Source organism: Klebsiella sp. CN_Kp088, from assembly GCF_040064335.1.
Classification (GTDB): Bacteria; Pseudomonadota; Gammaproteobacteria; order Enterobacterales; family Enterobacteriaceae; genus Klebsiella; species Klebsiella aerogenes.
The window spans coordinates 1-15,193 of record NZ_JBEAIQ010000026.1; the positions used below are offsets into that span (position 1 = coordinate 1).

The 15,193-nt window shown below is 54.3% G+C and carries 14 protein-coding genes; 7 read left to right on the forward strand and 7 right to left on the reverse strand.

Going from position 1 to position 15,193, the window contains the following annotated elements; all coding sequences use genetic code 11:
- Positions 1-112 precede the first annotated feature (112 nt).
- Complete coding sequence (locus tag ABLV08_RS16140; RefSeq protein WP_234276386.1) at positions 113-1,918, reverse strand: sodium:proton antiporter; 1,806 nt, start codon at positions 1,916-1,918, stop codon at positions 113-115.
- Positions 1,919-2,166: 248 nt separating this feature from the next.
- The gene (locus ABLV08_RS16145; RefSeq protein WP_032712121.1) at positions 2,167-3,093 is read right to left on the reverse strand and encodes a LysR family transcriptional regulator; all 927 of its coding nucleotides are present in this window, start codon (positions 3,091-3,093) and stop codon (positions 2,167-2,169) included.
- 89 nt (positions 3,094-3,182) lie between these two features.
- Between ABLV08_RS16145 and ABLV08_RS16150 the strand changes: the two genes are divergently transcribed.
- On the forward strand, positions 3,183-4,181 hold the full coding sequence (locus ABLV08_RS16150) for a bile acid:sodium symporter family protein (RefSeq protein ID WP_013878163.1): 999 nt from the start codon (positions 3,183-3,185) through the stop codon (positions 4,179-4,181).
- On the opposite strand, the gene ABLV08_RS16155 is transcribed toward ABLV08_RS16150, so the two are convergent.
- The 3 genes from ABLV08_RS16155 to zipA form a co-directional block, all read right to left on the reverse strand.
- On the reverse strand, positions 4,178-4,396 hold the full coding sequence (locus ABLV08_RS16155; protein WP_013878164.1) for a DUF3820 family protein: 219 nt from the start codon (positions 4,394-4,396) through the stop codon (positions 4,178-4,180). The genes ABLV08_RS16150 and ABLV08_RS16155 overlap by 4 nt on opposite strands.
- Position 4,397: 1 nt before the next feature.
- Complete coding sequence (gene ligA / locus ABLV08_RS16160; RefSeq protein ID WP_047056005.1) at positions 4,398-6,413, reverse strand: NAD-dependent DNA ligase LigA; 2,016 nt, start codon at positions 6,411-6,413, stop codon at positions 4,398-4,400.
- Positions 6,414-6,487: 74 nt separating this feature from the next.
- Positions 6,488-7,570, reverse strand: a complete 1,083-nt coding sequence (gene zipA / locus ABLV08_RS16165) for a cell division protein ZipA (protein ID WP_032712124.1) — start codon at positions 7,568-7,570, stop codon at positions 6,488-6,490.
- A 230-nt stretch (positions 7,571-7,800) separates the two neighbouring features.
- Between zipA and cysZ the strand changes: the two genes are divergently transcribed.
- The 5 genes from cysZ to crr all read left to right on the forward strand — a co-directional run bounded on the left by cysZ (position 7,801) and on the right by crr (position 12,672).
- Positions 7,801-8,562, forward strand: a complete 762-nt coding sequence (cysZ, locus tag ABLV08_RS16170) for a sulfate transporter CysZ (protein WP_013878167.1) — start codon at positions 7,801-7,803, stop codon at positions 8,560-8,562.
- 177 nt (positions 8,563-8,739) lie between these two features.
- Complete coding sequence (cysK, locus tag ABLV08_RS16175; RefSeq protein WP_013878168.1) at positions 8,740-9,711, forward strand: cysteine synthase A; 972 nt, start codon at positions 8,740-8,742, stop codon at positions 9,709-9,711.
- Positions 9,712-10,090: 379 nt separating this feature from the next.
- Positions 10,091-10,348, forward strand: a complete 258-nt coding sequence (gene ptsH, locus ABLV08_RS16180; protein WP_000487600.1) for a phosphocarrier protein Hpr — start codon at positions 10,091-10,093, stop codon at positions 10,346-10,348.
- Between the two features lie 44 nt (positions 10,349-10,392).
- Positions 10,393-12,120, forward strand: coding sequence for a phosphoenolpyruvate-protein phosphotransferase PtsI (ptsI, locus tag ABLV08_RS16185; RefSeq protein WP_045367603.1), 1,728 nt, complete (start codon positions 10,393-10,395; stop codon positions 12,118-12,120).
- Positions 12,121-12,162: 42 nt separating this feature from the next.
- Positions 12,163-12,672 (forward strand): PTS glucose transporter subunit IIA, encoded by a 510-nt coding sequence (crr, locus tag ABLV08_RS16190; protein WP_015365497.1) that lies wholly within the window; start codon positions 12,163-12,165, stop codon positions 12,670-12,672.
- Between the two features lie 42 nt (positions 12,673-12,714).
- On the opposite strand, the gene ABLV08_RS16195 is transcribed toward crr, so the two are convergent.
- Positions 12,715-12,942, reverse strand: coding sequence for a hypothetical protein (locus ABLV08_RS16195; protein ID WP_047466175.1), 228 nt, complete (start codon positions 12,940-12,942; stop codon positions 12,715-12,717).
- A gap of 2 nt (positions 12,943-12,944) precedes the next feature.
- A complete protein-coding gene (pdxK, locus tag ABLV08_RS16200; RefSeq protein WP_020078203.1) occupies positions 12,945-13,808 on the reverse strand; it encodes a pyridoxine/pyridoxal/pyridoxamine kinase in 864 nt (287 codons plus the stop codon).
- 82 nt (positions 13,809-13,890) lie between these two features.
- Between pdxK and ptsJ the strand changes: the two genes are divergently transcribed.
- Entirely contained in the window at positions 13,891-15,186 is a 1,296-nt protein-coding gene (gene ptsJ / locus ABLV08_RS16205; protein WP_348856028.1) for a transcriptional regulator PtsJ, read from the forward strand.
- Positions 15,187-15,193 lie beyond the last annotated feature (7 nt).

Genomic DNA, 15,193 nt, shown 5'->3' on the forward strand with positions numbered 1-15,193 from the left:
CCTGCACGACCCACCAATGTAAAAAGGCGCCCTAAAGGCGCCTTTTTGCTATGCGCAGAACGCCAGATAGCGGAACGGCCTGCAACGACTGCCAACAATGAAGAACAGGCTATCAATACGCTTCTGACGGAGTTTTTTCACTTTCTACTCCAGGTTCGATAATCGCCACGACAGTACAGGGTGGCGGCGGCATGATTCCATTATTAATCGCTATCAGATTGCCATCCTCTCTTTGCGCAAACAGCGGTGTTGCACCAGGGTTGGTGCTGAGATACTCCGGCCAGCCAAAATTGTTATTCAGGCGAGTGACTTTCATGACTGCGCCTTTCGCTATCAGGCTACTAAGCCGTGCCCAGGTCATATCAGTATCGAAAAGCTGTTCGTGACGCGTTTCTTTCTCACTACGTCCTTTAGTCACAGGCCCCGTACGGATTGAGAAGACGCGATTATTACCAAATATATGCTGAAAATGCAGGGTGGTCAGCGCATTCTGGTGACGATTTGGCGACAAGGCGATCACCTGACGAATCTCACTCAGATTCAGGTAGTTTTCCGCATGTTCAGACCAGACATTGCCATAATATGTTGGTAACCCTTCCATTCTTGCCAGCCGGTAGTATTCCCAGCTGTTATCGCTCAGCTGAACCGGAATATCGAGTTTTCTGAGCGCCTGGGCCAGGGTTCTGGCGACCGTATTCGCCCCGACAATCAGCACTCCTCGAGGCCTACGTTGCTGCACGCCAAGCCAGCGCGCCAATTGACTGCTGGTAAGGCTTTGCAAAACTACCGTACCTATAATGATTGCGAAAACGACGGTTACCAGCTGATCCGCGTTCTCATAGCCTTTTTTTTGCAGCGTCAAAGCAAACAGGGAACTGACAGCGGCAGCAACGATTCCGCGCGGGGCGATCCAACATAACATCAGCCTGTCACGCCAATGCAAGCTGGAACGCCATGTCGAAACAAGAATGCATAGTGGACGGGCCACAAACTGGACGATAAGCATCAATATCAGCAGCGGCCAGCCCATCGCCCAGAGTGCATGGATATCAAGACGGGCCGCCAGGATGATAAATAGCGCTGAAAGTAAGATGGCGGATAGCTCTTCTTTAAATTCAACGATATCCGAGGTCTCAACCTCTCGCATATTAGCCAGCCAGATCCCCAGGACCGTTACCGCAAGCAGACCAGATTCATCCGCCAGCGTATTGGACACGCCAAACGTCAATAGAACGAAGGATAAAACAGCGAAGTTTTGCAGATAACCCGGGATCCAACCACGCCTGAGCGCATTCCCTAAGAAAACGCCAAACACCGCCCCGCTCACCAGCCCTATAACTACCGTTTTTGTAAGCATGATCAGCAAATGAAGCCATGTGCCCGTTTGCTCCTGCAAAGTAATAAACTCAAATACTAATAGGGTAAAAATCGCTCCCACCGGATCAATGACGATCCCTTCCCAGCGCAGTACCTGATTAATAGAGGCTGTTGGACGAACCACTCGCATGAGTGGAGAAATCACTGTCGGCCCTGTAACCACCGTGACCGCCCCGATCAGTGCAGAAATCTGCGGCGTGAGTCCTAAAATTCCCCAGCAGGTTAGTGAGATAACGGCGAAAGTGATCAACATTCCAATTGTGACTAAATTGCGCACAATGCCACCCAAGCCACGAATCTCGTCAAAACGTAGCGTTAGGGCCCCTTCAAACAGAATGATGGCCACCGACAGCGATACCAGTGGGAAAAGTAGAGAACCAAATAATATATCCGGTTGCAATAAATGCACCCCGGGGCCAAGTAGTACGCCGATGAGCAGCAGCGGCAGGATAGAAGGTATGCGTAATCGCCACGCCAACCACTGAGCAAGCAGTGAGGCAATGGAAATAATTACGAGCATAAAAGGGACTGATAATTCCATTTTTACCATTCTCAAATAGCGTGTGGAAAATTCAACAGCTCGGCCGCCCGACAATGACACGCTCCGCTCTATTCTCTGTATAGTGTAAACAAGTTGATCGAACGTAGTGTATTTAAACAATGATTCAAATTGGGGCTGTTGATTTCTGAACCGACTAAAGCAGGATTTTCACCAGGCATGAGAAAAGGAAATATCTACGATTGTGCAGTATAAAAAGTAGCGTTCCCCACCAGCGTTAAGAATGACGCTTAGCGCTGATAAAGCGGGTCCTCGACCCTGGCTGATGTCAGGTTTGCCCCCTCTTCACGCACGATCTCCCATAGCGCCTGCGCCGCGGTCGACAGCGAGCGATTTTTACGCTGCGCCAGCATCAATTGGCGCTCCACAACCGGAGTTAATCTTTTTACCTGCAAACGGCTGCCCTGCGGCAAGGGTAAAGCCAGCGCCGGCAGTACGCTAATGCCAATCCCCGATTCCACCATCGGGAACAGCGTCGCCGGATGACCAATTTCCTGCACAATATCGGCTTTGATGGCAAAACGCGCCAGCGCGGCATCAATCAGCGGTCGGCTGCCGGAAGCATAGTCCTGCAATACCAGCCTCTCCCCTTGCAACTCCTGCCAGTTGACCGATAACTGCCGGGAAAAACGGTGATCCTCACGACATAACAACAGAAAAGGTTCCGCCAACACGGACTCGCACTGCAAGTCTGCCGCCGTCCCCGGATCGATAACGATACCAAAATCAACCTCGCCCTGACGGATACTTTCCAGCACCCACTGCTGCGGCCTGTCATGCAGTACGAAATCAATATCCGGATAGCGGCGATTGCTATGAGCGATGCATTGCGGGATCAGATGCGCCGAGATGGTCTGGCTGGCGGCGACGCGCACGGTTCCCGTCAACTGCTGCCCTACCCGCCCCGCTTCACGCAGGGTCACATGGAGTTCATCAAGCAAACGCTCAAGCTTGCCCGCCAACTGATGGCCTGCTTCGGTGAGCACCACTTCACGCGTCGTTCTGTCGAGCAAACGTACGCCGGTCTGGTGCTCCAGCTCCTTAACGCTATGGCTCACTGCCGACTGGCTAAGACCAATAATTTCCCCGGCACGGCTAAAACTGCGCGCCCTGGCGACGGTGACAAAGACCTTTAACTGACGTAACGAGTAATTCATCTGTTTTATTCATGAATAGATGCAATAAATCAATTTTATTTCTCAAAACAAAGAAAGCACAATAGCGGCATCGAATTTCAGGAGCGTTTATGAAACTTTTCCGCATTCTTGATCCATTTACACTGACATTGATTACCGTGGTTCTGCTGGCCTCGTTCTTTCCGGCGCGCGGCGAATTCGTCCCTTTCGTCGAGCATCTCACCACCGCCGCCATCGCGCTGTTATTCTTTATGCACGGCGCCAAGCTGTCGCGTGAAGCAATTATCGCCGGTGGCAGCCACTGGCGTTTACACCTGTGGGTGATGTGCAGCACCTTTATTGTTTTTCCGGTTCTGGGGGTTCTGTTTGCGTGGTGGGCGCCGATTAAGGTCGACCCGATGCTCTATAGCGGTTTTATTTACCTTTGTATCTTACCGGCGACCGTACAGTCAGCTATTGCTTTTACTTCGCTCGCCGGCGGTAACGTCGCCGCGGCGGTCTGTTCCGCTTCAGCGTCAAGTCTGCTCGGTATTTTTGTCTCGCCATTGCTGGTAGGGCTGCTAATGCATTTGCATGGCGCTGGCGGCGATCTGGAACAGGTCGGTAAAATTATGCTGCAGCTGCTGCTGCCGTTTGTTCTTGGACACTTGTCGCGCCCGTGGATCGGTAGCTGGGTGGCGAAACATAAAAAATGGATTGGCAAAACCGACCAGACCTCGATCTTGCTGGTGGTCTACTCAGCCTTCAGCGAAGCCGTCGTCAATGGAATCTGGCATAAAGTGGGCGTAGGCTCGCTGTTGTTTATCGTCGTTGTCAGTCTGGTGCTGTTGGCTATTGTCATCGCGATCAACGTTTTTGTCGCCCGCCGCTGCGGCTTTAGCAAGCCGGATGAAATTACCATCGTCTTCTGCGGCTCGAAAAAGAGCCTGGCGAACGGGATACCGATGGCGAATATCCTGTTCCCGGCATCGATTCTGGGGATAATGGTGCTGCCGCTAATGATCTTCCATCAGATCCAACTGATGGTCTGCGCCGTACTGGCTCGTCGCTATAAAGCGCAGACAGACGCCCAACAGGCGCAGGAGAAATCCCGCGCTACGGCAGGTTAACGCGGTTGTTTAAGGGGCTGCACCAGTTGCGTCAGCCCCTCGGTCTTGATTAATAAGGTCAACGCCATCAGCTCGCCGAGATGCCCGGCAGGGAATTGATCCTTACGGGCAAACCACAGCAAATACTCTTCCGGGACGTCGATCAAACGGCGCCCCTTATATTTGCCAAATGGCATCTCGGTATTAGCAATCTCGATGAGCTGCGCTTTATCCACGTTATTCCCCCAGCAGGCGCATCATTTCGGCTTCGTCGATAACCTCAATGCCTAACTCCTGCGCCTTCGCAAGCTTAGAGCCCGCCGCTTCGCCGGCAATCACCAGATCGGTTTTCTTCGACACGCTGCCGGCGACTTTCGCCCCCAGCGCGACCAGCCGCGCTTTGGCATCATCGCGCGACAGCTGGCTCAGGCTACCGGTTAATACCACGGTTTTACCAGCAAACGGACTGTCAATTTCTTCCGCCTTCACCACCACCGGCGCCGGCCAGCGAACGCCTTCAGCGCGCAGTTGCGCGATGACCTCGCGGTTGCTCTCTTCGGCGAAGAAGTTAAAAGTATGTGTGGCGACGACAATCCCGACGTCAGGCACCTTCTGCAGCTCCTCAATCGAAGCCTGTTCCAGCGCTTCAATAGTGCCAAAATGCGCTGCCAGTCCCGCTGCTGTCGCCTCACCGACTTCGCGAATACCTAACGCATACAGGAAGCGGGCGAAAGTCGTCTCTTTCGCTTTCTCCAGCGCGTTGACCACATTTTGCGCCGATTTCGGTCCCATGCGATCCAGCCCGGTAAGCTTACCGGCGCTGAGGCGGAACAGATCGGCTGGCGTATGGACGTACTCTTTCTCAACCAGCTGATCGATGATTTTATCGCCCATACCGTCGACATCCAGCGCCCGTCGGGAGACAAAGTGCTTCAGCGCTTCTTTACGCTGTGCGCCGCAGATAAGCCCGCCGGTACAGCGCGCCACCGCTTCCCCTTCCACCCGTTCAACATCGGAATGACATACCGGACAATGTGTAGGGAAGATGATTTCACGCGTATGTTCCGGGCGTTCAGAAAGCACCACGTTGACGACCTGCGGGATCACATCCCCCGCGCGGCGAATGACCACTTTGTCGCCAATACGCAGACCTAAACGTTCGATTTCGTCGGCGTTATGCAGCGTGGCGTTACTGACCAGCACCCCGGCCACGTGCACCGGTTCAAGGCGCGCTACCGGCGTAATCGCTCCGGTACGGCCAACCTGGAATTCCACATCGTTGACAAAAGTCATCTGCTCCTGGGCCGGGAATTTAAAGGCCACCGCCCAGCGCGGAGCGCGGGCGACGAAACCAAGCTGTTCCTGCAGCGCCAGCGAATCGACTTTAATCACCACGCCGTCAATATCAAAACCTAGATGCGGACGGTCTTCTTCAACCTGGCGATAGTAAGTAAGCACTTCCTCTGGAGAATGACACAGCTTCACGCGGTCGCTCACCGGCAATCCCCACTGCTTAAACTGCTGCAAACGCCCAGAGTGGCTGGCCGGTAGTTCGCCGCCTTCCAGCACGCCAACGCCGTAGCAGAAGAAAGTAAGCGGTCGCTTCGCGGTAATACGCGGATCCAACTGGCGCAACGAACCCGCGGCGGCATTGCGCGGGTTAGCAAATACTTTACCGCCGGTGCGGCGCGCTTCTTCATTGATTTTTTCAAATCCGGCCTGCGGCAGGAACACTTCTCCGCGCACTTCCAGCCGCGCCGGGATATTGTCGCCGCGTAGCTTCAGCGGAATAGCGCGAATGGTTCGCACGTTGGAGGTAATATCCTCGCCGGTGGTGCCATCGCCACGGGTCGCCGCCTGCATCAGCACGCCGTTTTCATAGAGGATGCTGACCGCCAGGCCATCGAGCTTGAGCTCGCAGCACCAGGTCAGATCCGCCGTATCGCTTAAACGGTCCTGCACGCGTTTGTTAAAGGCGAGGAAACTCTCTTCATCAAAGACGTTATCCAGCGATAGCATGGGCACTTCATGGCGAATCTGGCTGAAAGAGGCCAACGGCGCCGCGCCAACGCGTTGGGTCGGCGAGTCAGGGGTAATCAGCTCAGGATGTTGCGCTTCGAGTTCGCGCAGTTCGCGCATCAGCCGGTCATATTCCGCATCGGGAATCTCCGGGGTGTCCATAACATGATACAGATATTCATGATGGCGAAGGGTGGTTCGCAGTTCAGTCAGTTTTTGTTCGATTGGTTCCATATCGCACCATCAATGATAAAAAACCCCCGACGGGCGGGGGTTCAGATTAAGCAGACGACACGCTAGCGCGTAGATCAGGCGTTAGCCTCTTTTACTTCGCGAATACGATCCTGGTACTCACGCAGTTTCTGCGGCGTCATCATCCGACGCTGGTCGTCAAGCACCACGCCGCCAACTTCATCGGCGATGTACTGCGCCGATTGCAGCATCAGTTTAAAGTTTTGCAGCTCGTCGCCAAACGACGGCACCTGCATAAAGATAGTCACGCCTGGCGTGGTCATATCCACCATAGCATCCGGATTGAAGGTGCCAGGTTTAACCATGTTCGCCAGGCTAAACAATACCTGTCCGCTACCGTCCGGGCTTAAATGACGATGGAAAATATTCATATCGCCAAACTTAAAGCCGGCCTGCTGGATGCTGTTGATCAGCAGTTCGCCATTAAGCTGCGAACCGTGATGTGCGGCGACGTTCATCACGATGACCGTCTCTTTGCGCTCTTTCGGCTGCGGCGCGGCGGCCGGCTGCTGAGGTTCAGCGGCTGGCGCTTCAGGGGCCGGTTGCGGCTGCGGCGCGGCAGGCTGTTGAACCGGCGCAGGTTGTTGAGCAACAGGTTGTGGGACTGGCGCCGACTGTTGAGCTACAGGCTGCTGCGGAGCAGGCTGCACCGGCTGCTGATATTGCGGCGGTACCGGCTGCGGCTGATGGACTGGCTGCGCTGGATGTACCGGCTGAGCAGGGGCAACATGATGCGGCGGCTGGGCCTGCGGCTGCGGAGCAACAGGCTGCTGCGGGCGCGACGCGTGCGGCGGCGCCTGATGAACCGGCTCGTCCTGACGCACAGGCTGCTGCACCTGACGCTCATAAGGAGGCTGATACTGGTGTTGCGGCGCCTGACGAGGTGCTTCTTGCTCCCCATATGCGCCGTTCGGGGCGTGATTAACCCGGTGAACGCGAACTTCACCTACGCCTTCAACATCGTCATCAAAGTCATCGCCTTCCGATGTTTCATCGTCGCGAGACTTCATACGTTTCAGTGGGCGATCGCGGAACATCGAGGAACGCTCTTTACGGCTGGTCCAGAAACCATGTACCAGTAAAGCGATTATGGCGATCGCGCCAACAATGATTAATATCAGACGCAAATCCTGCATCATTATATTCTCTGTTGTTCTAACACCTTGCCACCACGGCAAACATTTACTCACTAAGAGTATTTGCCGATTACATCAAGTGCAAGTGCGTCTGCCCCTTTCACCCCATAAAGATGAACTAAATCGTGCTTTTTGCTGTTTTTTCGAACATTTCCTAACTGGTTATTGTCTGACAACCCGATAAAATAAGCGGGCATTCACACTGAATGTTAAAAAAGGAGCATCGCCTGACTATGGTTTCATCATCCGCAACTACCCCACGTAGCGGCGTCTACTATTTTTCACAAGGCTGGAAACTCATCAGGCTGCCAGGGATCCGACGTTTCGTGTTCCTGCCTTTATTAGTTAACGTGATTCTGATGGGCGGCGCGTTCTGGTGGCTGTTTACCCGCCTCGATAGCTGGATCCCTTCATTAATGAGCCATGTGCCTGAATGGCTTCAGTGGTTAAACTACCTGCTGTGGCCGGTGGCGGTTATCTCTATTTTGTTGGTATTTGGTTACTTCTTTTCGACCATCGCCAACTGGATTGCCGCGCCGTTTAGCGGCCTGCTGGCGGAACAGCTCGAAGCGCGACTGACCGGCGCGACGCCGCCCGACGTTGGCATATTCGGCATCATGAAAGATGTCCCGCGCATCATGAAACGCGAATGGCAAAAGTTTGCCTGGTACCTGCCGCGCGCCATCGTTCTGTTACTGCTGTACTTTATCCCCGGCATTGGCCAAACCGTCGCGCCGGTACTGTGGTTCTTGTTTAGCGCCTGGATGCTGGCCATTCAGTATTGCGACTATCCGTTCGATAACCATAAAGTGCCGTTTAAAACCATGCGCGAGGCGCTGCGTTCGCGGAAGGTCATCAACATGCAGTTTGGCGCGCTGACCAGCCTGTTCACCATGATCCCGGTTCTCAACCTGGTTATTCTGCCAGTCGCTATCTGCGGCGCGACGGCGATGTGGGTGGATTGCTATCGCGATAAGCACGCGATGTGGAAATAGTGCGCTTAGCTCTCTCTTTCGGGGCGGTTCACGCCGCCCCTTATTTCCGTCTTATTCCTTCTTGCTCATCATTATTTCCCTTCAGCATATAGATATGCTAAATCCTTACTTCCGGATATTGTTTAAGCGGGTATGCTGAAGCCGTACCCCCAAATTTCATACAGTTAAGGACGGGCCATGAGTAAGATTTTTGAAGACAACTCCCTGACAATCGGTCATACGCCGCTGGTACGACTGAACCGCATCGGTAATGGCCGAATCCTGGCCAAGGTAGAATCTCGTAACCCGAGCTTTAGCGTTAAATGCCGTATCGGCGCCAATATGATTTGGGATGCTGAAAAGCGCGGCGTACTGAAACCGGGTGTGGAACTGGTTGAACCAACCAGCGGCAACACCGGTATCGCCCTCGCCTACGTCGCCGCCGCTCGCGGCTACAAACTGACGCTGACCATGCCGGAAACCATGAGCGTGGAACGCCGCAAGCTGCTGAAAGCGCTGGGCGCTAATCTGGTGCTGACCGAAGGCGCGAAAGGCATGAAAGGCGCCATCCAGAAGGCGGAAGAGATTGTCGCCAGCGACCCGGAAAAATATCTGCTGCTGCAGCAGTTCAGTAACCCGGCTAACCCGGAAATTCACGAAAAGACCACCGGCCCGGAAATCTGGGAAGACACCGATGGCCAGGTTGACGTCTTTATCTCCGGCGTCGGTACCGGCGGTACCCTGACCGGTGTTTCTCGTTATATTAAAGGCACGAAAGGTAAAAAAGATCTGATTACCGTCGCCGTTGAGCCGACCGACTCGCCGGTTATCGCCCAGGCGCTGGCTGGTGAAGAGCTGAAACCTGGCCCGCACAAAATTCAGGGCATCGGCGCCGGCTTTATCCCGGGCAACCTCGACCTGAAACTGGTCGATAAAGTGGTCGCCATCACCAACGAAGAAGCCATCTCCACCGCTCGTCGCCTGATGGAAGAAGAAGGTATTCTGGCCGGTATCTCTTCCGGCGCTGCTGTCGCCGCGGCGTTAAAGCTGCAGGAAGATGAAGCCTTTACCAATAAGAATATTGTGGTTATCCTACCGTCTTCTGGTGAGCGTTATTTAAGCACGGCGCTGTTCGCAGATCTCTTCACCGAGAAAGAATTGCAACAGTAGTGCCAGTTTGTAAAAACCGTGTAAAAAAGCACCTTTTCGGGTGCTTTTTTGTGGCATACGTCAAAGTTTTACCCCTCCTGGCATTGATTCACCTCGTAGGGTCTGGTATTTAACCAGCACATTTATTTTGAAGCGCGAAATTATTCAGATTTGGATTTCCGCAGGCTGAATCGATTTTATGATTTGGTTCAAGTCTTCCTTTCGCGGCATAATGTTTAATGAAGTGCTAGACGTCAACGGACTTAAGGTCCTCTCAGCGGTTCCGCTGCTGACGCCTTAGCCACACACGTAACGCCGGCGCTAACAATACAGGCTAAAGTTTGGTCGTTAGGCTAGACTTTAGGTCCACAACACTAAACCTATAAGTTGGGGAAATATAATGTTCCAGCAAGAAGTTACCATTACCGCTCCGAACGGTCTGCACACCCGCCCTGCTGCTCAGTTTGTTAAAGAAGCGAAAGGCTTCACTTCTGAGATCACTGTAACCTCCAACGGCAAAAGCGCCAGCGCAAAAAGCCTGTTCAAACTGCAAACTCTGGGCCTGACTCAGGGTACCGTTGTGACCATCTCCGCTGAAGGCGAAGATGAGCAAAAAGCAGTTGAGCATCTGGTTAAACTGATGGCTGAACTCGAGTAAGTTCACGGGTTCTTTTTAATATCAGTCACAAGTAAGGTAGGGTTATGATTTCAGGCATTTTAGCATCCCCGGGTATCGCTTTCGGCAAGGCTCTCCTGCTGAAAGAAGATGAAATTGTCATCGACCGGAAGAAAATTTCTGCCGATAAGGTTGATCAGGAAGTTGAACGTTTCCTGAACGGCCGCACCAAGGCCTCCGCCCAGCTGGAGGTCATCAAAACCAAAGCTGGTGAAACTTTCGGTGAAGAAAAAGAAGCCATCTTCGAAGGGCATATTATGCTGCTGGAAGATGAGGAGCTTGAGCAGGAAATCATAGCCCTGATTAAAGATAAGCACATGACTGCCGATGCGGCAGCCAATGAAGTTATCGAAGGTCAGGCAACTGCACTGGAAGAGCTGGATGACGAATACCTGAAAGAGCGTGCCGCTGACGTACGCGATATCGGTAAACGTCTGCTGCGCAACATTCTGGGCCTGGCAATCATCGATCTGAGCGCTATCGCGGAAGAAGTCATCCTCGTTGCCGCCGATCTGACCCCGTCGGAAACCGCACAGCTGAACCTGAACAAGGTGCTGGGTTTCATCACCGACGCGGGCGGCCGTACTTCCCACACCTCTATCATGGCGCGCTCCCTTGAGCTGCCGGCAATTGTCGGTACCGGAAGCGTCACCTCCCAGGTGAAAAACGGCGACTATCTGATTCTCGATGCGGTTAACAACCAGGTTCTGGTTAACCCGAGCAACGAAAAAATTGAAGAGCTGCGTGCGCTGCAGGCGCAGGTTGCTGAAGAAAAAGCAGAACTGGCGAAACTAAAAGATCTGCCGGCCATCACCCTCGACGGTCATCAGGTTGAAGTTTGCGCTAACATCGGTACCGTTCGCGACGTAGACGGCGCTGAGCGCAACGGCGCGGAAGGCGTGGGCCTGTACCGTACCGAATTCCTGTTCATGGACCGCGATTCTCTGCCGACTGAAGAAGAACAGTTCGCAGCCTATAAAGCGGTGGCTGAAGCGTGCGGCTCACAGGCCGTTATCGTTCGCACCATGGACATCGGCGGCGATAAAGAGCTGCCGTACATGAACTTCCCGAAAGAAGAGAACCCGTTCCTCGGCTGGCGTGCCGTGCGTATCGCGATGGATCGTAAAGAGATCCTCCGCGACCAGGTTCGCGCTATCCTGCGTGCCTCCGCTTTCGGTAAGCTGCGCATCATGTTCCCGATGATCATCTCTGTTGAAGAAGTGCGCGCACTGAAGAAAGAGATTGAGATCTACAAACAGGAACTGCGTGACGAAGGTAAAGCTTTTGACGAATCAATTGAGATCGGCGTGATGGTGGAAACCCCGGCAGCCGCGACTATTGCTCGTCATTTAGCCAAAGAAGTTGATTTCTTTAGTATCGGAACCAATGATTTAACGCAATATACTCTGGCAGTTGACCGTGGTAATGATATGATCTCGCATCTTTACCAGCCGATGTCACCGTCTGTGCTGACTCTGATCAAGCAAGTTATTGATGCTTCTCATGCAGAAGGCAAATGGACGGGTATGTGTGGTGAGCTTGCGGGCGATGAACGTGCTACACTTCTGTTGCTGGGTATGGGGCTGGACGAATTCTCTATGAGCGCCATTTCCATCCCGCGCATCAAGAAGATTATTCGTAACACGAACTTCGAAGATGCGAAAGTATTAGCAGAGCAGGCTCTTGCTCAACCGACAACGGACGAGTTAATGACGCTGGTTAACAAGTTCATTGAAGAAAAAACAATCTGCTAATCCACGAGATGCGCGGCCCAAATTACTGCTTAGGAGAAGATCATGGGTTTGTTCGATAAACTGAAATCTCTGGTTTCTGATGACAAAAAAGACACCGGAACTATTGAGATTGTTGCTCCGCTCTCTGGCGAGATCGTCAACATCGAAGACGTGCCGGATGTGGTTTTTGCGGAGAAAATTGTGGGTGATGGCATTGCCATCAAACCTACTGGCAACAAAATGGTTGCGCCGGTAGAGGGTACCATCGGTAAAATTTTTGAAACCAACCATGCTTTCTCTATTGAATCCGATAGCGGCATTGAGCTGTTTGTTCACTTCGGTATCGATACCGTTGAACTGAAAGGCGAAGGCTTCAAGCGCATCGCTGAAGAAGGTCAGCGCGTGAAAGTCGGCGACCCGGTTATCGAATTCGATCTGCCGCTGCTGGAAGAAAAAGCCAAGTCTACCCTGACTCCGGTTGTTATCTCCAACATGGATGAGATAAAAGAGCTGATCAAACTGTCCGGTAGCGTCACCGTTGGTGAAACTCCGGTTATCCGCATCAAGAAGTAATTCTTGCTTGCCGAGAAAATGGCGCCTGAAGGCGCCATTTTTTTATGCTGGGCGGTAGCACTTTTCACTCGCCAGGATTTTCATCCCCTGCGGGCTACTTTCCAGAATCCGCCGTTCGCTATCCGCGACCCATAGCTCGCACTGGTAGCCAGGATCGCTTTCAAACAACGACCTCGCCCTACAGGCATCTTCCAGCGCGTTCATTCCCGTTGTCTCGAAATGGCCGACGGTTCTTCCCTCCCTGCGTACCACTAACCGATAGTTATGCATCGTTATTGCGCTCCAGAAGGCGGTAAAATGAGTTCATCGCAGCCCTGACTCTCGGTCCAGGTCATTACCGCCAGCACGCGCTGAGCGGCGGCGCGCGTAGCGTCGCCCAACGGCATGTCGCGCACCAAGTTGCTGATGAGCTCGGCGCAGAACAGGTCGCCGGTGCCTTTGAGGTCGGTTTCGACGCGAGGATGGACGACCACTTCGACCGCGTCGTCGGTGACCACCAGCACGTTAATAGTCGAAGCATCCGGTCCAGGCGCGCTGGTAATCACCACCCACTTTAGCGTATCGGAAAGCAGACTTCGCGCGGCGACCACCGCTTCCTGCTGGTTGTGGCACGGCATGCCGCTGAGGGTTTCGAGCTCGAACAGATTTGGCGTGATACCCCGCGCCAGCGGCAATAGATGGCGGCGATAAGCCTCGGGGATCTCCGCTTTTACGTAAATGCCGCTATCCACGTCGCCAATCACCGGGTCAACCAGAATACAGAGGTCGGGATGGTGCACGCGGATCCGCTGCAGCCACTGCGCCAGCAGCGCAATTTGCCCGGCGCTGCCCATATAGCCGGTGGTTACCGCCCGCAGCTCGCGAAGCGCATCACGCTCCTCCAGCGCCCGCAGATAGCCGCTAAACCACTCTTCCGGGATCACTCCACCGTAGAAAGTATCGTAATGTGGGGTATTGCTGAATAACACCGTCGGCACCGCCATCACCCGTAATTCATGCTGCTTGATTGCCGGTACCGCGATACTGTTGCCGACGCTGCCGTATACCACCTGCGATTGCACCGCCACAATATCAACCTCCAGTGCCCGGCTGTGGTCGTTAAAGAGCACGGACTGTATTTCGTCTTGCTGACTCATCCTTTCTCCCCCCGCTGGACAGCGGGTCATACTCTGATTATCATTCGTCCTATGCTAAAATTCATTTTGTCATAGGTCAATAATGTTCACCGGAAAAACCGCAAGCGAGATTTTCGATAACATCCGTCATCTGGTGCAGAGCGGCGCGTTGCAACCCGGCGAGGCGCTGCCGCCAGTGCGCGAACTGGCAGGCGAACTGGCAGTCAACCGCAATACGGTGGCGGCGGCCTACAAGCGGCTGGTGACTTCAGGGCTCGCCGTCAGCCAGGGGCGCAACGGCACGGCCATTAAGGCGCGCAATACGCTTAATGCGGTCGAGGGTGGCGATCCAACGACATCGCTGATTGATATTTCCGGCGGCAATCCGGATCCACGATGTCTGCCGGATATTGGCCGTTTTCTTCCGCAGCTGGCGCAGACCCCGCACTTATACGGCGATGCCGCCGTTGAGCCACGGCTGGCTGACTGGGCCCGGGAGTGGGTCAGCCGCGATATCGGCCAGGAATTTGACATCAACTTGACCAGCGGCGCGATTGACGCTCTGGAACGCCTGCTCTGCGCGCTGCTGCTCCCCGGCGACAGCGTCGCGGTAGAAGACCCCTGCTTTCTGAGCAGCATCAATATGCTGCGTTACGCCGGTTTCCAGCCCAGCCCTGTCGCCGTCGACGGTGAAGGCATGGACCCGGAGCGGCTTGAAGAAGCACTGCGCAACGGCGCCCGCGCGGTAATACTGACTCCACGCGCCCACAACCCGACCGGCTGCAGTTTGACGCCGGAGCGCGCACAAGCGATTCGCACCGTGCTCGCCCGCTATCCGCAGACGCTGGCGATCGTTGACGATCACTTCGCCCTGCTCTCAGCGACATGCTGGCACAATCCGCTACCTGACGGCATTCAGCGTTGGGCGCTGGTGCGCTCAATGTCCAAAACCCTCGGCCCGGATTTGCGGCTGGCGATAGTCGCCAGCGACCCGACAACCTCGGCGGCGCTGCGCCTGCGCCTGAACGCCGGTAGCCAGTGGGTCAGCCATTTACTACAAAAGCTGGCGTTCGCCTGCCTGAATGATAGCGCTTTTGCCGCTTCTCTGACTGCGAGCCAGCGCCATTATCAGCAGCAAAATCAGCGGCTCGCCGCCGCGTTGGCCCGCCACGGCGCTGGCGATTATCCGCCTGGCGATGGTCTTAACTTCTGGCTGCCGCTATCAGCCGCCAGCCAGCCGCTGGCGTTGCGTCTGGCGCGGGCCGGTTGGCTGGTGCGTGAAGGTGAAGCCTTTGGCGTGAAAACACCGGCGCACGGCCTGCGCCTGTCGCTGGGCGCCTTAACCGAGGCGCAAATTGAACAACTTGCACACGATTTATCGCTGGTCTTACCTTGTTAAACACGGG